The sequence below is a fragment of the Amycolatopsis sp. NPDC114503 genome (genome assembly GCF_055633655.1).
Map to the genome: position 1 here is coordinate 214,634 of NZ_JBVKDT010000009.1, position 19,130 is coordinate 233,763.

A 19,130-nucleotide genomic window follows, 5' to 3' on the forward strand; every position below is an offset into this window, starting at 1 on the left:
GAATTCCGGTTACCCCGGGATGCGCAGCCGGTCGCCGGAGGGGCGGGACCAGGCCTGACGAAGAGTCTCGTCCGTCTCGCCCACTCCGATCCGGTCCAGTGTGAAAGCACACATCAGCCGGGTCCAGACCGCGGGACGGCGGATCATCGAATGGCCTTCCCCGGCGATCTCGAACCGCGCCACCAGGTCGGTGACCTCGCGGGCGCGCGCGGCGAAGGCATAGGACTCGGCGGGTGACGTCATCCGGTCGCGGGTGCCGTGCGCGATCAGCACCGCCCGGCCCGCGACGGCGTCCACCGGCTCGCCCTGCGGCGTCCACGGGGCCATCGCGCACACCCCGGTCACCGCCGGATCGTCGGCGACGCGCAGCGCGACGCGGCCGCCCATCGAATGGCCGACGAGGACCACCGGGAGCCCGGGATGGTCGGCGCGGATCCGTTCCAGGGCCCAGCGAGCGTCCGGAACCGGGCTTTCCAGCCGCCCGTTCCAGCCGTACAGCCGGTTCCGCATGAGCCGGACTTCCAGGCCGTGCCGCTTTCCGGCCCGGTGCAGCGAACGGGCCAGCGGCACCATGCGCTGATACGCCAGCCGCCACGGCTGGACGGCCACTGTGCTGCGTTCGGCCCCGCCGTGCAGGACGAGCGCCACCGCGCGGGTCTGCCCGGGGGCCCGCCACACCCGCACGGCCGGATCCGCCTGGCCGCCTTGCCGTTTCCCGTTCACCGGCACCCCCATTCCGATCAACCCCACGGTAATCCACCACGAAGCGTGTCCACCCGATAGATTCGGTGCCCGGACCCGCGAGGAAGGGCAGGTGTGGTGAGCGCCACGGATCTCGTGAAGAGCACTTCGGACCAGCTTGCGGCGGCAGCGGAGGCCAACGCCGCGCAAGTGTCCGCCGCCGCGGACCTGCTGCTGGGGGTGATCCGGGCCGACGCGCTGGTCTTCACCGCCGGCGCCGGGCACTCGCTCGCGGCGGTCGCCGAGACGTTCTACCGCGCGGGCGGGCTCGCCTGCGTGTATCCGGTGTACCACCCGGAACTGCTGCCGCTGCACGGCGCGCAGCACAGCACGCGCACCGAGCGCCGTTCCGGGCTCGCCGAAGAGGTGCTGGCAGAACGCGCGCCCGGACCGGACGACGTGCTGGTCGTGTTTTCCACGTCCGGCGTGAATCCGTACCCGGTCGAACTGGCCGCCGGCGCACGCCGCCGGGGCGCCGCGGTGATCGCCGTGACGTCGCGGGCCTGCGTCGCCGCCGCACCGCGCCGGTCCGCCACGACGCTGGTCGAGGAAGGCAGCGTGGTGCTGGATTCGCTGGTGATTCCCGGCGACGCCGGCTATCCGGCGTCCGCGCCGCGCACCGGGCCGCTGTCCACTGTGGTCAACGCGTTTCTGTGGAACCTGATCCTGGCCGAGGTTTACGACCGGGGCATCGCCGAGGGGCTCGACGTTCCGTTGTGGCGCAGCTCCAATGTGGAGGGCGGCGACGAGGCGAACGCGGCGCTGCTGGCCAAGTACGAACCGCGAGTTCCCGCTCTGCGCTGAGGACGTTGTGAGTGTTGGCGCCGGTTAGAACCGGCGCCAACACTCACAAGCCCTTACGCCGCAGCCGGTTCTTCCGAGAACTGCGTGTGGTACAGCTCCGCGTACCGGCCTTCCCGCGCGAGCAGCTCCTCGTGCGTGCCGCGTTCCACGACGTCCCCGTTTTCCACCACCAGAATCAGGTCCGCCGCCCGCACGGTCGACAGCCGGTGCGCGATCACCAGCGACGTCCTGCCTTCCAGCGCGCCGGTGAGCGCTTCGCCCACCGCGGCCTCGGATTCCGAATCCAGGTGCGCGGTCGCCTCGTCCAGCACCACGACCTTCGGCTGCGCGATCAGCAGCCGCGCGATGGTGAGCCGCTGCCGTTCGCCGCCGGAGAGCCGGTAACCGCGTTCGCCCACGGTCGTGTCCAGTCCGTCCGGCAGCGAGTGCACCAGATCGCCCAGCCGCGCCTTCTCCAGCGCGGCCCAGATCTCGTCGTCCGCGACGTCGGGGCGCGCGTAGCTCAGGTTGGCCCGGATCGTGTCGTGGAACAGGTGCCCGTCCTGGGTCACCACACCGACCGTCTCGCGTAGCGAAGCGAAACTCAGGTCCTTCACGTCCACATCGGACAGCCGCACCGAACCGGCGTCCACGTCGTACAGCCGCGGCAGCAGCGAAGCGATCGTCGACTTGCCCGCGCCGGACGAACCGACCAGCGCGACCATCTGCCCGGCCTCGGCGCGGAAGCTGACGCCGTGCAGCACCTCTTCGCCGCCCCGGCTGTCCAAAGTGGCCACGTCCTCCAGCGAGGCGAGCGAGAACTTGTCCGCCGCCGGGTAGCCGAACCGGACGTCGGAGAACTCGACCGAAACCCCGCCTTCGGGAAGCTTCTTCGGCTCGGCCGGCTCCTTGATCATCGGCTCCAGGTCCAGCACCTCGAAGACGCGCTCGAACGACACCAGCGCGGTCATCACGTCCACGCGCACGTTCGCGAGCGCGGTCAGCGGTGTGTACAGCCGGGTCAGCAGCAGCGCCAGCGCCACCACGGTTCCCGGTTCGAGCTTCCCGGTGAGCGCCAGGTAGCCGCCGAGGCCGTAGACGAGCGCCTGCGCGAGCGCGGACACGAGCGTCAGGCTCGTCATGAACCAGCGCGTCAGCATGGCGGTGCGGACGCCGATGTCGCGCACCCGTCCGGCGCGGAGGCCGAAGTCGGCGACCTCCTGCCGCGGCCGGCCGAAGAGCTTCACCAACGTGGCGCCCGGCGCGGAGAACCGTTCGGTCATCTGCGTGGTCATCCCGGCGTTGAGCTGCGCGGCCTCGCGCTGCAGTCCGGCCATGCGGCGGCCGAGCCGCCGGGCGGGCAGTACGAAAATCGGCAACAGCACCAGCGCGACGAGCGTGACCTGCCACGAGAGCGACACCATCACGATCAGCGACAGCACCAGCTGGATCACGTTGGTGACCAAACCGGACAAAGTCGCGGTGAACGTGCGCTGCGCGCCGATCACGTCGTTGTTGAGCCTGCTGACCAGCGCACCGGTGCGAGTGCGGGTGAAGAACGCGATCGGCAGCTTCTGCACGTGCTCGAACACCGCCACGCGCAGGTCGAGGATGATGCCCTCGCCGATCCGCGCGGACTGCCAGCGTTCGGCGAGGCCGAGCCCGGCGTCGACGATCGCCAGCACCGCGATCACCACCGACAGCCAGATCACCACGTTCAGCTCGTGCTTGCCGACGATCGCGTCGACCACCTTGCCCGCGAGCACCGGCGTCGTCACGGCGAGCACCGCCGAGATCACGGTGAGCACCAGGAAAGCCAGCAGCCGCTTCCAGTGCGGCCGGGCGAACCGCGCGACCCGGCGGACCGTGCCCCTGGTCAGCGCTTTCGGCGCGTCGCCCGCCCGCATCGCGGAGCTGAGCAGCGCCCACGTGTTGTCCATTGGAGTGTCCCCCAGCTCGTGAAAACCTCTAGATTAGTTGAACTTTTTTCCGGAGATGACCTGCACAACACCGGGACGCCCGGCATTCTTCCCGATGGCCATGAAGGGAACTGCGAGGGACTCGGATTCCCTCGGGGTTCCCGTCACGGACCTCGTGCACAGGCGGGGCACGGGCGGTGCGGGCAGGCGGGGCCCGGCTCGGTAGCCTGGCGTTTCGGGGTCGGCGAACCGGGGAGGAAACGCGGGTGCAACTGCTGATGGCCCCTGCGCGCGCCGGAACGGCTCATCCCGTGCGCGTCGTCGCCTGGGATCTCGTCTTTTATCTCGGCTGCTTCGCCTTCGCGCTCGGCACCGCGCTCGCTTCGGAGTTCTACGGCTACCGGATCTGGGGCAATTTCGCCGTCGCCGGATACGGATTGGCCGCCGCGCACAGCGCCTGGCTGACGATTTCCGCGCGCCGCGGAATGCAAACTAACGGCAAATTCGGTTCGCGCTGGATCGGAATCGGCGCGGTTGTCGTGCTCGCGATGTGCGCACCGTTGCTGATGCTCGTGATCCGGCGGCTGACCGGAACGGACTGGCTGATCACCCCGTTCTCCTGGGCCGCGCAGCCCGAGGTGTGGGTGATCGAACGCAGCGCGGATCTGTTGCTGCGGCACGGAACCCCGTACGTCGACCTCGCCTCGCTCAACCGCGCTCCGGTGGTGAACGACTACACCCCGTACGGCCCGGTGATGACCGTCTTCGGGCTGCCGCGCGCGTTGCTGGGCGGCAATCCGGTCCTCAATGCACTGACCGACGCGCGCTGGATGTTCGCGCTCGCCGCGGTGCTCTGCGCGTACGCGTCCTGGCGGCTGCTGAACCGGCCCCGGATCCCGGTTTTCGCCGCACAGCTCGCGATCGCCTGCCCTCTCACCGCGCTGACCTGGGCGGTAGCCGGTCCGGACCTCGCGATCGTCGGCCTGCTCGTGCTGGCCTTCGCGCTCGCCGCGTCCGACCGTCCAGGGTGGACTGGTTTCGTGCTGGCGCTGGTGATCAGCGCGAAACTCATCGTCGCGCCTGCCGCGGCGGTGCTCGCGGTATTCGTTTACCGGCGGGCGCGCGGCGAAAATCCTTGGGCCGCAACAGGTCGCTTCGCGGGCGCATTGGCCGCGACGACGATCGCGCTGCATCTGCCGGTGTATCTGGCGAACCCGGCGGCGTTCACCGAGCACGTGATCCGCTTCCCGCTCGGCATGGGCGCGGTCCGCTCCCCCGCGGCGAGCCCGCTGCCCGGGCATCTGATCGCACAGACCGGACCGGTCGGCACCGCGATTTCCCTGGTGCTGGTGGGTCTTGCGGCAGTGGCGATGCTGATCTGGCTGGCACGCCGGCCCCCCGCGACGGGATCCGCTGCACTGACGCGAACCGCCGTCGGACTCGGCGCGTTGATCCTTCTCACTCCGGCCACCCGGTACGGCTACCTCGTGTACCCGCTGGTACTCCTCGGCGCCGCGCTGGCCTTCCGGGCCTCCGGACCGACCGCGCGCCCCCCGCGCAACGGCCGCGCTGACGCTACTTCTTCTTGACCCGCGTGGCCCCGCCGCGCCCCCGCAACTGGACCCCGGACTCCGACAGCACCCGGTGGACGAACCCGTAGGACCGTCCGGTGGATTCGGCCAGAGCCCGGATGCTCGAGCCCTTCTCGTATTTCTTCTTCAGGTCAGCGGCCAGCTTGTCGCGCGTGTTGCCGGTGATCCGCGCGCCTTTCTTGAGATCAGCCACGTCGATCGCCTTCCCGCCGAGTGGTTGTTCCGGGCCATTCACGGCCCCTGCCGGGGCAATGATCGAACACTACGCGCCGGATTGCCAGACGACAGCCGTAAAACGATCGAAACCGCGATCACATTGGGCCATTCCAGTGCTTTGCCCGACACGGTAAGCACCCGAACGGACGCACTCGGTCAGGCAAGCTGGACAAGTTCAAGATAATCCGCGGACCAGTGGTCCTCGGTTCCGTCCGGAAGCAGGATCACGCGCTCGGGTTCGAGCGCTTCGACCGCGCCCGGGTCGTGCGTCACCAGCACGACGGCGCCGGCGAAGCTGCGCAGCGCGTCGAGAACCTGCGCGCGGCTGGCCGGGTCCAGGTTGTTCGTCGGTTCGTCCAGCAGCAGCACATTGGCTTGGCTGGACACGAGTCCAGCGAGCGCGAGCCGGGTCTTCTCGCCGCCGGACAGCGTCCCGGCGGGCTGGTCGAGCTGCTCGCCGGTGAAGAGGAAGGACCCGAGCAGGTTCCGCAGCTCCTGCGCGCCGGTGTCCGGCGCGAGATGGCGGATGTTTTCCCACACCGACGCTTCGTGGTCGAGAGTTTCGTGTTCCTGTGCGTAATAGCCCAAACGCAATCCGTGACCCGGTTCGACGGATCCGGTGTCCGGCGTTTCCATTCCGCCGAGCAACCGGAGCAATGTCGTCTTTCCGGCGCCGTTCAATCCGAGCACCACGACCTTCGAGCCGCGGTCGATCGCCAGATCGACGCCGGTGAAGATCTCGAGCGAACCGTACGACTTGGACAATCCGTCCGCGGTCAGCGGCGTGCGCCCGCACGAAGCGGGCTCCGGGAACTTGATCCGGGCGACCTTGTCGGCCTGGCGCGTCTCGTCGAGCGAGGAGAGCATCTGCTCCGCGCGCCGGGCCATGTTCTTGGCCGCGACGGCCTTCGTCGCCTTCGCCCCGAGCTTCGCGGCCTGGGCCTGCAGCGCGGACGCCTTCTTCTCGGCGTTCGCGCGCTCGCGGCGGCGGCGCTTCTCGTCGGTGGCGCGCGCGTCGAGGTAGCGCTGCCAGCTCATGTTGTAGATGTCGATCTCGCCGCGCGTGGCGTCGAGGAACCACACCTTGTTCACGACGTCGCCGAGCAGTTCGACGTCGTGGCTGATCACCACGAGGCCGCCGTCGTGCTGCTTGAGGAAGCCGCGCAGCCAGTTGATCGAGTCGGCGTCGAGGTGGTTGGTCGGCTCGTCCAGCAGCAGGATCGTCTCGGACTTGCCGCCCGCGCCCGCCTCGGCGGCGGCGAACAGGATCCGCGCCAGCTCGACGCGACGGCGCTGACCGCCCGACAGCGTGCTCAGCGTCTGGGCGAGGATGCGGTCGGCGAGGCCGAGGTTCGAGCAGATCCGCGCCGCTTCGCTCTCCGCGGCGTACCCGCCGAGCGAGGAGAACCGCTCTTCGAGCCGCGCGTAGCGGTTGATCGCCTTGTCCCGCTGCTTGTCGTCGACCAGCTCGGACATCGCGGTCTGGGCTTTTTCCATGTCGCGCAGCAGGGTGTCGAGGCCGCGCGCGGACAGCACGCGGTCCTTCGCGGTGACCGACAGGTCGCCCTCGCGCGGGTCCTGCGGCAGGTAGCCGAGTTCGCCGCTGCGCCGGACGTCGCCGGCGTGCGGTTCGCCCTCGCCCGCGAGGACTTTGAGCGAGGTGGTCTTGCCCGCGCCGTTGCGGCCGACGAGGCCGATGCGGTCGCCGGACTGGATGCGGAGGGTGGCGCCGTTGAGCAGGATGCGCGAACCGGCGCGCAGCTCAAGGCCGGTGGCCGTGATCAAGAGAACTCCCGGAGACGGGGGTGGTCAGGTGGACGTGCAGGAGCGCCCCGGCACCGCGTGCGATGCGGGGCGGGCGGTTATTCTCTCTGAATCCGCACGAATGCCCTGATGACCACGGACCCAGTGTACGGGTCGGCGTCGAACGGTTTTCGCGGCCGTGTCCGGATTCACTCGCGCCCCGCTGTCGGATCCCTCACCACCAGCTCCACGGCGCGCGCTCGCTGTGCTGCTTCGGCCAGCACCTCGCGGCGCGGTTCGGGGATCTCCAGCACGCGCGGCTCCGCCCGGTCGAACAGCTCGGCGAGCCGACGGTCGGCGCGCAGTTCGTCCAGCGCCCGGCGGTCTCCGCCGAGCACTACGGCGTCCACTTCGGACAGTCGCGGCAGCAGGACTTCGCGGGCGTCCTGAGCGGCTGATTGCAGCGCGGCTCGCGTCTGGCCTTCGCGACGGCGTGCGAAGCGCTGCTGTGACCAGCCGCCCGCCGCGGTTCGGCCCTGCACGTGGTGCCGGTCGGTCCGGGAGAGCACGACGCGGCCGTCGTACGCGAGGCCGAGCGAATGGCTGCCTTTGCGGACCAGCAGCAGCGCGATCAGCCTCGGAGTTTGTGCGTGCCGGATCAATGGCTCGACGGCCAGCCCGGGGTACTCGCCCTGAGCCGGCAACGGTCCAAACGGGACAGTCGCGGTGGCTGTGGTGCCGTTTTCGGCGACGATTCGCACCTCTGTCGGCATGAGCACGGTGGTGCGCACGCCGTCGTTGCGTTCGGCGAAGCGCGCGAACCAGCCGTCGAGCCGTTCGGGCGGGACTTCCACCGCCCGTCCGCCACCTGCGACCTGCCGTGCCATGCCGGAAACGGTACGGGGCCGCCGCGCGCCGCGACGGCCCCGCATCCTTCTCAGGCGAGCTGAGGCCGCACCGGCCCCGTCGTCACCGTCTTGTGCACGTCCGCCGGACGCCCGGCCGCGACGTACCCGTTGACGTGCAGCGAAACGCTGCGGAGCGAACCGGTGTCGCCGCCCGCGGTGTCGACCACCTTCAACGTCCACGTGCCGTCCGCCGAGGCGCCCGCCTGGGTCTGCGGCGTGACCGGACGGTAGGTGCCGGTGAACGGCGCGTCCGCGGACCCAGTCGTGCTGAACAGCTTGGCCGCGGAATCGTCGAACACCACCTGGCAGAGGTTGTTGCCGCTGCCGCCGCCCTTCTGGAACAGCGTCGCCGTCGCGCCGGACGGCGAGGTCAGCGTGCCGACCAGGTCGTTGACGTAGGTGTGGTCGATGCCGACCGTGGTCGCCTTCTCCGCGGCGGTGCAGGTGCTGCCGTCGATCGAGAGCGACACCTTCGACGCCGGGCCGACGCCGCTCACCACGAGCGGAACCGACGCGCCGAGCTGCGAGTTGTCCGGAATCGCGACCGCGGGACCGGCGTAGGCGAACGCCTGCGAAACCGGCGACGGCGTGCCGACTGACAGCGAATACGTGCTGGTGCGCGGCGAGTACGAGCCCGCGAAAGTCACCTTCGCGTTGAGCACCACCGGCGAGCCGAGCTGCTGGCTGGCCGGAACCGTCACGGTGAAGTCGTTGATTCCGGTCTGTCCCGGGCTGATCGTGCCGTACGACTTCGCCCGCGGCTCGATCGTGACGCCCTGGGTCGGCGAAGTGAGCACGACGCTCGTGGACACCGCTGTGCCGTCGCCGTTGTTCTTCACCGGCAGCGTGACGGTCGCGGTGTCACCGGGGTTGAGCGTGCTGCCGCCGTTGGGCCCGCGGACCGTCGGCTGCCCGGCCTCCGCATACGGCTGCGGGCTGGCTCCGGTGTAGGCCAACACCTTGTCCGCCAACAACACTCCGGCGCCGGTGAGGTTGTCCGTGCCCGGCGCTTCGATGTCCACTGCGGTCTTCAGGAACGCCTCGCGAATGTCCGAAGAGGACAGTCCGGGGTTGCCGGACAGCACGAGGCTCGCGATCGCGGCCGCGTGCGGTGCGGCGGCCGAGGTGCCGAAGAACGGGTCGAATCCGCTCACCGAGGTGTGCACGCCGTCCGCCGCGGTGATTTCCGGCTTCTGCCGTGCTTCCCCGCCGGTCGAGGACACATCGCCCGGTGTGATCGGCGTTCCGTTGGCTTCGTAGAACACGCGTCGCGGACCGTCCGAACTGAACCGTTCCGCCTTGCTGGCCGAGGAATACGCCGCCGGATACGGTCCGGTCGGGTTCGCCGGGTCGCCCGGCTCGAGCGGCCGTCCGAACGCCGCCTCGGCCGGTGCCGCGGCGACCGCGAACGCCTTGCGCGCGGCAGCGTGGCCCACGACCGCGCCAGGTGTGGAGTACGCCTTGAGCCCGTCCGCGGAGTCGCGGAACCGGCTGCCGAACGCGGTCAGCGAGAGATACCGGCCGGCCCCGGAGAACTTGACCACGGCGAGCCGCAGTCCGGTTCCGCCGAACAGCGGGGTGGCCAGCTGCTCGTACGGGTCCTGGGTGCCGTTCTGGACGTCCTGGCTGAAGCTCACGACGTTGCCGCGCGCGTCGAGGAGGTAAAGGTCGTAGTCGTCAGCGGCCGCGCCGAGCGGGTCGGACCAATGCAGCGTCACCGGGATGTTGGCCGACGACGCGTCCGAGATCGGCTCGAACACCTGCTTCCCCGCGGTGCCGGCGAAGTTGTGCGCCGTGCCGGCGAATTTGCCGATCGGGACACCCGAATCGACGAAGTCGCCTTCCCAGTGCGCCGCGGTGCCGTCGGCGACGTTGCCCTCGTTGCCCGCGGAGGAGAAGTAGAGCGCGCCGTCGGCCGTCACGTCGTTCACCGCTTGCGCGATGATCCAGTCCTGGAACGGGGATTCCTTGAAGTAAATGACGTCGTCGACGATCACGTCGCAATGCGCTTCGAAGCGCAGTTTGCGGATGTTGTCGGCGAAACTCGCGTCGGAGGTGAATGCCGTGGCGAAACCGAGCTTCGCGTTCGGGGCGAGGTCGTGGATGATCTCCAGCATCGCCGTGCCCTCGTCGCCGGTGCCGGCTTGTCCGGTCAGGACATCGACGGCCGGAAGCTCGCCCTTGGTGCGGGAAACCTCGAGCGAATCGACCCCGTCGGACAGCGCGCACGCCTTGACGCCGGTGCCGGTCACGCCGAACTGCTGGCGCGCGGTGTCGGCGTTATGCGCCCGGTCGCCCGCGCTGACCACCTGCGTCTTGGTTCCGATCGCTTCCTTGAGCTGCCGATCGATCCGGTCAGCCTTCTGCTGCTTGGTTTCCGTGTCTTCCTTGGTGTTTTCCCGCTGCCGCGCGGTCATCGCCTGATCCGCGGTCTCGACGTGTTTCACGTCGCCGCGCTGCGCGATCTCCGGCAAAGCGGTCAACGGCACCTCGGCGCGGATGCTCGCCGCCGTGCTCGACACCGCGCGCACCTCGGCTCCCGCTTTGCGCAGGTCGTCGACAAGCCCGTCGCTGACCTTCGTGACGCGGATGTCGACCAGTGCCTTGTCCGCGGTCTTGGCGATTCCCGGCAACGCGGCCGCGCTCAGGCTCCGCGTGCGCATCTTCTCCTGAACGAGAAGCTTGCTGTCTATTTTGGACTCAGCCGCGGTCTGTCCTGCTTTCACCGCCTGCAAAGCGGCGATCTGGCTGTTCGCCGTGGAGTCCACAGTGGACTCCTGCGCTCCGGCTATGGGCGGGGTCGCCAGCCCGGCGGCGAGGACCGCCGCGGCGACCACGCCCGTCCGTCTTCTGGCAGTTTTCGTCGAGGCTCCAGGTGAACGGGTACGACGCACGTGCGCCTCCGATCTCACACCGCGTGCCCCGACTCACGCTGGCCAACGCCGGTGATCACCGGCTGGATCCAGCTAAGTACCACTTCTGTCCGGGAAAAACGGCCGTTGGGGTGACGTTTGCCGAGCAATTTCCGGTGCCCGCCGGACGTCGTAGGCTGTTCGGCCGAGCCGCTGCCGCCCCGGCTGTCCTGACGGCGGCCGACCGGACAGCGGGTTCACTGTTCGCGCAGTTCGACGCCGTGTTCGCGGAAGACTTCCGCGACCGCGTCCACGAACGCGTCGCCCAAGACGCGGCGGGATGCCGCAGCGGCGTTCCAGAGCACCGAATAGCGCGGCCTGGAACCGGATCCGCTCCGGAGACAGTCGTCGAGCGCGTCCAAGTTGCTGCCGAAGTAGCCGCCCGGTCCGTTCGCCGCCTCGCCGAGGGCGCAATAGAACGAATCCTTCGACGGCAGCTCCCGCCCGTCGAGGACGAGGTCGCCGGTGCCGTAGCGCATCGCGTTTTTCCCGGAAACGAACCACGCGTTTTGCACGACGTGGAGCCAGTCGCCGTGCTGCGCCGCGGGATACCGCGTCCACTCGCGAGGAAGAATCGAACCGCGATGCCACCGTGACCAGATCGCCTGCGCATGGGGATGCGAGCCGCCCCACGACGGAATTTCGAGATTCGTCGACCTGTCCGGTGTCCGGACGAGGTTCTTCGGCCGCAATTCCAGGCGGACGGGCCCGTAGCGTCCGATTGCTTTTCCGGCATGGTCGACTACCTCGATCGCCGCGTCGTCGACAGTCACCGGTATCGCGTCGGCCGCGCCGCGGACGTTTTCGAGGGTCACCAGCCCAGCGGTCGCCTCTTCGCCGAAGAAGCCGGCCAGCGATTCGAATGCCAGCGCGAAATCCGGCCGGTCCGCCTCGGACACGAGCCGGTACAACAGCATCCGGGATTCCCTTCCCGCTCGCCGAGCCTCGATCACCGCGTCACCCGGTGCCGTAGTCGGCGGCCAGCGCGCCCGCGAACTCGTCCGGAACCGGCCCGCACCGCGTCCAGGAACGGGCCGAACCGCTCGCGCCAGCAGCCCCGCATCCGGGACGGTCCCGTCACCGCGACAACGTCCGCCGAAACCGCCATCGAGCCCAGGAAGCCGCCGTCCGATTCATGTCCGATCGCCGCCCAGCAGACATCCGTGCTCGCGTCCGCGGGCAACGAAACCGTCCGCTGGGCACCCGGTTCGAGCACCAGCAGGTCGACCCGCTCGTCGCCGTGCCAGCGGGCCATTTCCCGAAGCGCCGGCCACATTTCCGGAGCCACAAGAGCGTCGTACTCGCAGAACAGGAAATCCCCTGGAACTTCCCGGAAAACCTGGTCCGGCAACCGCACGCCGAGATCGAAAACCTCCGCGAAGCCGGTCACAGCTCCAGCCACATGATCCGCAACCCCACCCGTCCCTCCACCGGATGCCGAAACGCCCCCGGTGCGACCCCCAGCGTCACGAACCCCAAACTCTCGTACAACCGAATCGCGGGCACATTGGTCTCGACCACCGCATTGAACTGAACCGCCGCGAAGCCAGCCCGCCGCGCCCAAGCGATCAAGTCGACAGCCAGCGCACGCCCCACTCCGGAGCCGCGCGCGTCCCGGGACACCATCAAACTTCCCGAAGCGACATGACTGCCCGGCCCCGGCCGGTTCGCATACATGTTCGCCGTGCCCAGCACCCGATCCCCGTCGACCGCGACCGCCACCCGCGCCGGAGCGGGGACCAGCCACTGCCGGCGAGCGTCCGATTCGCTCATGGCCGGGTCGTACGGGAACGTCTGCTGTTCGGTCACCACGTCCTGGACGATCGGCCAGATCCGCGGCCAATCGTCGGCGCCGGCTTCCCGGATCGCAAAAGGCATCCGCCTACCGTGCTGACCAGCCTCCACGAGCGCAACCTATTTACAGCACAAAGGAATCCGACCAAGGCTGGCTCGACCGCCCCGACAACGCGTCCAGCAGCGTCACCGCCTGCTTGTCGGTCAGCGAAGCCACGAAGTCCACGACCGCCCGTCCCCTGGCCAGCCCGCGCACCGCGTCCGCGCCCTCGATTCGCTCGCCGGTCGCGCCGACGAGCAACTCCGGCGAGGTCCGGGCGAGGTCCGAGTATTCGCCGCGCGCCAGCTCCATCAGGTCGTGCAGCCGGCGCGGCAGCCGAGAAGCCTCGTCGCGGTCCAGGAGCCAGGCGTCCAGCGCGTCGACCAACGTCGTCACCAGACTGGCCTGGCCGCGCTGATGCAGAGCGAGATCGGGGCGCAGCAACACGAATCGCCGGTGGACGAACTTCAGGACCTGCACCTCGTGCCACTGCGCGGGCCGCAGCGAGACGTGTCCGGACCGCGTCGGGGGCGACGACAGGACGAAAACCCCGTCCACCAGCCGCACCATCCAGTTCGCCGAGAAGGCGGCCGTCGCTTGTTCGGCTTCGGTCGAGCCGTCGAAGCCGTCCGCGAGCAGGCCGTCGACGAGTTCGCGCTGGACTCGCGCGACGGCCGCGGCGAAGGCGTCGTCGTCCACGATCCAGCTGTCCTTCAGGTGCATCCGGCGGCGCATCCGCTCCAGGGAACGGCCTGGGCGGCGGATTTCCGCGGTCAGCCGGGCATCGTCCAAAGAGGCCAGATCGACGGCGTGGGCCAGCCACTCCCCCAGTTCGGCGGCGACGGGCGCGTGCTGCAGGACGCCGATGCGGTGGAAGTCCTGCAGGTCGTGGATCGCGTACGCGATGTCGTCGGCAGTGTCCATAACGGACGCTTCCACTGTCTGCTGCCACGGCTCGATCCGGCCGGCGAACGGGGCGCGCGACTGTTCGAAGTCGTCCAACTCCGTGACATAGGCGGAAAACTTGCTCGCGCCGGTGCCGGGTGCGTCGTCGGGTTCGGCGGCGCCGCGGGGCGGCGACGGCATCGAGGTCGGGTGCGGCTGCGGGTAATGCAGGCGCGCCCACGGGTACTTCAGGACCGCGGCGCGGACCGCGGCGGTCAGGTCCAGGCCGATGGAGGACGGGCCGCGCACGTCCGTGGTGGTGAGGATGCGGAACGACTGCGCGTTGCCCTCGAAACCGTCGGCGAGGCCGAACCGGTGCCGCGCGATGCGGTCCAGGGTCTGCTCGCCGAGGTGCCCGAACGGCGGATGGCCGAGGTCGTGCGCGAGCGCGGCGGCCTCGCACGCGTCCGGGTCGCAGCCGCCGAGTTTCGCGGCCAGTTCGGCCGACTCGCTCGACCCGGTGATCCGCTCCGCGATCCCGCGCGCGACCTGCGCGACCTTCAGGCTGTGCGTCAGCCGGTTGTGCAGCAGCCCGGCCCCGCCCGCGCTGACCACCTGGGTGACCCCGCCGAGCCGCGCGAAGAACGGCGACGCGGTGATCCGGTCGCGGTCGACGCGGAACGGGCTGGTCGCCAGATCGGTGAACCCGCCTGCCCCGTTCTCCGGGTCCCGGCGCGCTGCCCTCGGATCGGTCTCGTCCATGTGTCCCACCGTATCCGCCCGTCCGGCAGGATTGCGGGATGACCGACGTGCTGGTGGCGGGCGGCGGCCCGGCCGGACGGGCGCTGGCGGCCGCGTGCGCCCGGCGAGGGCTGGAGACGGCCGTGCTCGACCCGGATCCGCACCGAAAGTGGCCGAACACCTACGGACTGTGGGCGGACGAAGTCCCTGAGCTGCCAGAGAAGGCGATCGCGGCGGCTCCGGCGGCGACGCTCGCGTACGGCACGCGCGAGCACCGCGTCGACCGGGCGTATCGGGTGCTCGACAACGCCGGTCTGCGCGAGTGGCTCACCGAGCCGAAGGTTCAGATCATCGTGGGCAAGGCGACCGGCGCGGAACACGGTCCGCACGGTTCGACGGTCCTGCTCGCCGACGGTCGGCGGCTGGCGGCGGCGGTGTTCGTCGACGCGTCCGGCGCGCCCAAGCTGCGCGGCCCGCGTGCCGAGCAGACCGCGTACGGGCTCGTGCTGCCCGCGGATCAGGCCGAGCGGCTGGCCCCGGCCGACACCGCCGTATTCATGGACTGGCGCGACGGCACGGACAGCTTCCGCTACCTGCTGCCACTCGGCGACGGCTCCGTACTGGTCGAGGAGACGTCCCTGGCCCGCAAGCCCGGGCTCCCGGTGGCCGAACTCGCCCGGCGGCTGCACACGCGGCTCGCCGGGGCCGGAATCCGTCCTGCCGGCCGGGTCGAGCGGGTGCGGATAGTGCTCGACGTCCCGCTGCCGAAGCGCGGCCAAGCGGTGCCGTTCGGGGTCGCGGGCGGGCTCGTGCACCCGGCGACCGGCTACAGCCTCGCGACGGCCTTGCAGCTCGCGCCTCGCGTCGCGGAAGCTCTCGCGGACTCGTTCGACGCGGGTCCAGCAGCCGCGGCCGGCGCGGCGCGGAAGGCATTGTGGCCAGCCGAAGCGCGCGCTGTGCATGCCTTGCGCCGCCACGGACTCCGTGCATTGTGCGGAATGTCACCTGCCCAGTCGGCGCAATTTTTCGACCTGTTCTTCGATCTTCCGGTCCCGGCGCAGCGCGCGTTCACCTCGGGCCGCGCCGACCTCCCCGGCACCGCCGCGACCATGGCAAACCTGTTCCGCACGGCTCCGGCCGGGATCCGCCGGAGGTTGCTCGGCTGACGGCGTGCCGGGAATTTTCCGGTGCCCGATCGAGGGAACGGGAAAGCATTTTGTTAGTCCGATCCGGTGGCCAAAGTGCCGTGCCGGTGAACATCAGCTGACAACGGTTTCGCAGCCCCCTTCGGCGATGCCAGTATCGCCTCCGTGACGACGCTGCGAGCGGTCCGATTCGCCTTCCAGCCGATGTACAGCCTGCACACCGGCGGGGTCGTCGCGTACGAAGCGCTGGCCCGGCCGGGCCGGGGCACGGCGCACGAACTGCTCGCCGAGGCCCGTCGCGCGGGCAAGCTCACCGAGGTCGACCTCGGTCTGGCCGCCGCCGCGGTGCGCCAGGAAGCCGAGCGGCCCAGCGCGCTCCCGCTGCACCTCAACCTTTCCGCGCGCACCCTCGCGTCGCCGCTGGAGGCGTTCGACGAGCTGATCGCCGAACTCGGCGCGGCCGGACGGCGCACCCGCGACGTGGTGCTCGAGGTCGGGCCGCCGTTCACGCATCTGCCCACCGGCCGCCTTCTCGACGGCATGCGCGCGCTCACCGAACAGGGCTTCCGGCTCGCGCTCGACGGGCTCGGCCGCGGCGACCTGCCGCTGGCGCTGCTCGCGCAGTCCCCGGTGGACCTGGTGAAACTCGACCGCAGCGTGCTGCGCGGCCTGCCCGGCGACCCGGCGTCGACCGCGGTGGTCGAGGCGCTGCTGCACTTCACGACGCGCACGAACACCCGGCTGGTCGCGACCGGGATCGAGACCGAGTCCCAGCTCGACGCGGCGCAGAACCTCGGTGTCCGGATCGCGCAGGGCAACCTGCTCGCGCCGCCCGCCGCGCACCGGTCCGCGCCCGCCGCCGGCGCGGTCGTCCCGGAGGACCGCCGCTCGCCCGTGCCTCCGCAGGCCCCGCGCGTCGGCGATTTCCTGCGCCCGGCCACCACCTTGCCGGTCGACGCGACCTGCGACGACGTCCGCGAGGTGCTCGCCGCCGCGGACGCGCCGAGCGGCGTGGTCGGCGTCGACGCGGACAACCGTCCACAGTGGTCAGTCGACCGGACGCGCTTCCTCGTGACCATCACCGGTCCGTACGGGCATGCGTTGCACGCGAAGCGGTCCGCGGCGAGGCTGGCCGACAAACCGCATCTGATCGAGGCGGGCGCGAGCGCGCTGGAGTTCCTGGAACTGGTCACCGACGCCGACTGGGGCCGCACCGGCGACGACGTCGTGGTGGTCGACGCGGCCGGGCATTGTCTCGGCGTGGTGCTGGTGACCGAGGTCGTGCGCGGTGTCGCCGAGGCGAAGGTCGAGGAGGCGGTCACGCTCAGCCCGCTCACGCGGCTGCCAGGCAGCGAAGCGGCGGCGCGTGACGTCGAACGCCGCATCGCCAGCGGCGAGCAGTTCGTGGCGGCGTGGCTGGACGTCGATGCCTTCAAATCGGTCAACGACAACGCCGGTTTCGCCGCGGGAGACGACCTGATCCGCGCGCTGGGCGAAACGCTCACCGATCTCTCCCGGCGGCTGCCGCGGATGCGCGTGAGCCACGTGGGCGGGGACGACTTCCTGATCGTGTGCGACGTGGACGAGATCGGCACGGTCGCCGCGGCGTTGCTGGACACGCGCTGGTCCGCCGAGGGCATGCCGGTCACGGTGTCGCTGGCGACGCTCGTCTGCGGCAGCGGGACGATTCCGTCCTATCGGGACGCTTCCCGGCTCCTCGCGCCGCTGAAAAAGCGCGCCAAGGCGGTTCCCGGATCGAGCTGGGTCCTCAGCCGGCCCGGCAGCGACCGCGTCGAAGTCCTGCGCGGCATCGGCCGCGACGTCGCCATCAGCCGGTCGGCGTGACGAACCCCGATTCGTAAGCCCGGATCACCGCCTGCGTCCGGTCCCTCGCGCCCAGCTTCGACAGCACGTTTCCGACGTGCGTTTTCACCGTCTGCAGCCCCAGATACAGCTCCGCGGCAATCTCCCCATTGGACAGTCCGGCCGCCATCAGGCGCAGCACGTCGCGTTCTCGTTCGGTCAGGAAGTCCAGCGGCGCCGCCGAAGCCGCGGCGGAACGGCGCGCGGCCATTCCCCGGATCGCCGCCGGGAACAACAGCGAATCCCCCGCCAGCACCGTCCGGATCCCGGCGACGATCTCCTCCGGGCGAGCGCGTTTCAGCAGGAATCCGCTGGCCCCGGCGAGCAACGCGTCGTACACGTAGTCGTCGTTTTCGAAGGTGGTCACCACGATCACCTTCGGCGGATCGTCCATAGTGGACAGAAGGTGCTCAGTCGCGCGAATCCCGTCCACGGCGGGCATCCGCACGTCCATCAGCACGACGTCCGGCCGCAGCTGCGCGACCAGTCCGGGCACCTCCGCGCCGTCGGACGCCTCGCCGACCACGGTCAGGTCCGGTTCGCTGTCCACGATCGCGCGCAACCCGGCCCGGATCAGCCGTTCGTCGTCCACCAGCAGGACTCGCACGCTCACCGGTTCCCCCACGGCACCGTCACCACGACCTCCCAGTTTTCGCCCGCCGGTCCCGCCGACAGCTTGCCACCCACCAGTTCCGCCCGCTCCGCCATGCCCCGCAGACCGCGTCCGCCCCGGGCGCGCGACGGCCGGGCGGAGCCCAGCGGGTTCGCGACCGCGGCCCGCAACTGCCCGTCCGCGACCGCCAGCGCGACGGTGACCGGCGCCTTCCCGTACCGCACCGCGTTGGTGAGGCATTCCTGCAGGATCCGGTACACCTCCCGGGAAACCACCGCCGGCACCGCGGCGACATCGCCCCGCACCTCGTAGCGGCAATCCGTGCCGGACTGCTGCGTCACGGTGATCAGCGCGGGCAGGTTGGCGAGACCCGCGTGCGGCGTCCGGTCGCGCGCTTCGTCGCGGAGCAGGCCGAGCACGTGGTCAAGGTCGTCGAGCGCGGTCCGTGCCGATTCCTCGATCGCGGTGAGCGCTTCCTCGGTGAAGCCGGGATCGGTGTGCAACGTCCGCCGCGCGGCCCCGGCTTGCAGCGTGACCACCGAAAGCGCGTGGCCGACGGAATCGTGGAGCTCGCGCGCGAGCCGGGTGCGTTCGGCGAGCAGGTCGGTGCGGCGTTCGAGCTGCGCGATGCGTTCGGCGGCGGACCAGCCCAGCAACCGGGCCGCCACGCGGCGCAGCATTCCGCCGACGCCCCACACGACGTAGATCAGCACGGCGAACGCCACCACGAACGCCGCGGGCAGCCACGCCGAAGCCCAGCCGCGCGGAACCGTCAGCTGGAAATCCGGCGTGTCGACAAGCCGACCGGTGAAGACCGCGTTGATCGCGAACCCGAATCCGGCAGGCACCGCGAGCGTCGCGAGTCCGATGGCCATCCCGGACCCGACGTGCAGCACGAACATCACCGCGCACCGCACCCGGCCGCGTCCCGGCGCGGGCTGGGCGAGCAGTTCCCGCACCGCCGCCGCCTCCAGCACTCGCACGGCGGGCAGGAACGCGGTCGCGGCCAGCACGGCGAGCGTCACGACGAATCCGGCCAGGCTCGCCCATCCCACCGTCGTGGTGAACGGCATCAGCGACGGCATCGCGATCATCGCGAGAAGCAGGTACGGCACGCTGAGCGCGGCACCGAGAATCAAGTACACCCACCGGCGATAGGTGACCCCGCTGACCAGCGGACGGAAGAAACGCACCCGCCAATCCTGACAGGCGGTTCCGGCGGGCGCCTCCCTCCA

Annotated in this window: 16 protein-coding genes and 1 pseudogene; 4 read left to right on the forward strand and 13 right to left on the reverse strand. The window is 70.3% G+C overall.

What is annotated here, in order from left to right:
- Positions 1–9 precede the first annotated feature (9 nt).
- Entirely contained in the window at positions 10–735 is a 726-nt protein-coding gene (locus ACZ7OI_RS34340; protein WP_470268369.1) for an alpha/beta hydrolase, read from the reverse strand.
- An 81-nt stretch (positions 736–816) separates the two neighbouring features.
- On the opposite strand from ACZ7OI_RS34340, the gene ACZ7OI_RS34345 reads away from it, so the two are divergent.
- Entirely contained in the window at positions 817–1,545 is a 729-nt protein-coding gene (locus tag ACZ7OI_RS34345) for a sugar isomerase domain-containing protein (protein WP_470268252.1), read from the forward strand.
- Between the two features lie 53 nt (positions 1,546–1,598).
- Here the strand turns inward: ACZ7OI_RS34345 and ACZ7OI_RS34350 are convergent, their stop codons facing one another.
- A complete protein-coding gene (locus tag ACZ7OI_RS34350; RefSeq protein ID WP_470268253.1) occupies positions 1,599–3,464 on the reverse strand; it encodes an ABC transporter ATP-binding protein in 1,866 nt (621 codons plus the stop codon).
- Between the two features lie 257 nt (positions 3,465–3,721).
- Between ACZ7OI_RS34350 and ACZ7OI_RS34355 the strand changes: the two genes are divergently transcribed.
- Entirely contained in the window at positions 3,722–5,032 is a 1,311-nt protein-coding gene (locus ACZ7OI_RS34355; RefSeq protein ID WP_470268370.1) for a glycosyltransferase 87 family protein, read from the forward strand.
- Here ACZ7OI_RS34355 and ACZ7OI_RS34360 read toward each other — a convergent pair.
- The 9 genes and pseudogenes from ACZ7OI_RS34360 to ACZ7OI_RS34400 form a co-directional block, all read right to left on the reverse strand.
- Positions 5,019–5,228, reverse strand: coding sequence for a helix-turn-helix domain-containing protein (locus tag ACZ7OI_RS34360; RefSeq protein WP_003071237.1), 210 nt, complete (start codon positions 5,226–5,228; stop codon positions 5,019–5,021). The two genes, ACZ7OI_RS34355 and ACZ7OI_RS34360, sit on opposite strands and share 14 nt — an antisense overlap.
- A 179-nt stretch (positions 5,229–5,407) precedes the next feature.
- Positions 5,408–6,382, reverse strand: coding sequence for an ABC-F family ATP-binding cassette domain-containing protein (locus ACZ7OI_RS34365; protein WP_370940503.1), 975 nt, complete (start codon positions 6,380–6,382; stop codon positions 5,408–5,410).
- A gap of 75 nt (positions 6,383–6,457) precedes the next feature.
- Positions 6,458–7,045, reverse strand: a pseudogene (locus tag ACZ7OI_RS34370) (ATP-binding cassette domain-containing protein); the annotation flags it as partial.
- Between the two features lie 158 nt (positions 7,046–7,203).
- A complete protein-coding gene (locus ACZ7OI_RS34375) occupies positions 7,204–7,881 on the reverse strand; it encodes an acVLRF1 family peptidyl-tRNA hydrolase (RefSeq protein ID WP_470268254.1) in 678 nt (225 codons plus the stop codon).
- Positions 7,882–7,931: 50 nt separating this feature from the next.
- Positions 7,932–10,739: a S8 family serine peptidase gene (locus ACZ7OI_RS34380; RefSeq protein WP_470268255.1), complete on the reverse strand. Its 2,808-nt coding sequence runs from the start codon at positions 10,737–10,739 to the stop codon at positions 7,932–7,934.
- Positions 10,740–11,011: 272 nt separating this feature from the next.
- Positions 11,012–11,731 (reverse strand): barstar family protein, encoded by a 720-nt coding sequence (locus ACZ7OI_RS34385; protein WP_470268256.1) that lies wholly within the window; start codon positions 11,729–11,731, stop codon positions 11,012–11,014.
- A 32-nt stretch (positions 11,732–11,763) separates the two neighbouring features.
- Entirely contained in the window at positions 11,764–12,204 is a 441-nt protein-coding gene (locus tag ACZ7OI_RS34390; RefSeq protein ID WP_470268257.1) for a hypothetical protein, read from the reverse strand.
- Positions 12,201–12,692 (reverse strand): GNAT family N-acetyltransferase, encoded by a 492-nt coding sequence (locus ACZ7OI_RS34395; RefSeq protein ID WP_470268258.1) that lies wholly within the window; start codon positions 12,690–12,692, stop codon positions 12,201–12,203. The genes ACZ7OI_RS34390 and ACZ7OI_RS34395 overlap by 4 nt, the downstream gene beginning before the upstream one ends.
- Before the next feature lie 40 nt (positions 12,693–12,732).
- A complete protein-coding gene (locus ACZ7OI_RS34400) occupies positions 12,733–14,295 on the reverse strand; it encodes a deoxyguanosinetriphosphate triphosphohydrolase family protein (RefSeq protein ID WP_470268259.1) in 1,563 nt (520 codons plus the stop codon).
- A 38-nt stretch (positions 14,296–14,333) separates the two neighbouring features.
- On the opposite strand from ACZ7OI_RS34400, the gene ACZ7OI_RS34405 reads away from it, so the two are divergent.
- Positions 14,334–15,440 (forward strand): lycopene cyclase family protein, encoded by a 1,107-nt coding sequence (locus ACZ7OI_RS34405; protein WP_470268260.1) that lies wholly within the window; start codon positions 14,334–14,336, stop codon positions 15,438–15,440.
- A 144-nt stretch (positions 15,441–15,584) separates the two neighbouring features.
- Positions 15,585–17,264 carry an EAL domain-containing protein gene (locus ACZ7OI_RS34410; protein WP_470268261.1) on the forward strand — a complete coding sequence of 560 codons (1,680 nt, stop codon included), beginning with the start codon at positions 15,585–15,587 and terminating at the stop codon, positions 17,262–17,264.
- Here the strand turns inward: ACZ7OI_RS34410 and ACZ7OI_RS34415 are convergent.
- Positions 17,248–17,895 carry a response regulator transcription factor gene (locus ACZ7OI_RS34415; RefSeq protein ID WP_470268262.1) on the reverse strand — a complete coding sequence of 216 codons (648 nt, stop codon included), beginning with the start codon at positions 17,893–17,895 and terminating at the stop codon, positions 17,248–17,250. The two genes, ACZ7OI_RS34410 and ACZ7OI_RS34415, sit on opposite strands and share 17 nt — an antisense overlap.
- Positions 17,892–19,088, reverse strand: coding sequence for a sensor histidine kinase (locus tag ACZ7OI_RS34420; RefSeq protein WP_470268263.1), 1,197 nt, complete (start codon positions 19,086–19,088; stop codon positions 17,892–17,894). Before ACZ7OI_RS34420 ends, ACZ7OI_RS34415 begins: the two co-directional genes overlap by 4 nt.
- Positions 19,089–19,130: the final 42 nt, after the last annotated feature.

Coding starts and splice junctions, on each gene's coding strand:
- ACZ7OI_RS34355 (WP_470268370.1), top strand. CDS start 3,722: ATGGCCCCTGCGCGCGCCGGAACGGCTCATCCCGTGCGCGTCGTCGCC.
- ACZ7OI_RS34405 (WP_470268260.1), top strand. CDS start 14,334: ATGACCGACGTGCTGGTGGCGGGCGGCGGCCCGGCCGGACGGGCGCTG.
- ACZ7OI_RS34395 (WP_470268258.1), bottom strand. CDS start 12,692: ATGCCTTTTGCGATCCGGGAAGCCGGCGCCGACGATTGGCCGCGGATC.
- ACZ7OI_RS34385 (WP_470268256.1), bottom strand. CDS start 11,731: ATGCTGTTGTACCGGCTCGTGTCCGAGGCGGACCGGCCGGATTTCGCG.
- ACZ7OI_RS34350 (WP_470268253.1), bottom strand. CDS start 3,464: ATGGACAACACGTGGGCGCTGCTCAGCTCCGCGATGCGGGCGGGCGAC.
- ACZ7OI_RS34375 (WP_470268254.1), bottom strand. CDS start 7,881: ATGGCACGGCAGGTCGCAGGTGGCGGACGGGCGGTGGAAGTCCCGCCC.
- ACZ7OI_RS34340 (WP_470268369.1), bottom strand. CDS start 735: ATGGGGGTGCCGGTGAACGGGAAACGGCAAGGCGGCCAGGCGGATCCG.
- ACZ7OI_RS34400 (WP_470268259.1), bottom strand. CDS start 14,295: ATGGACGAGACCGATCCGAGGGCAGCGCGCCGGGACCCGGAGAACGGG.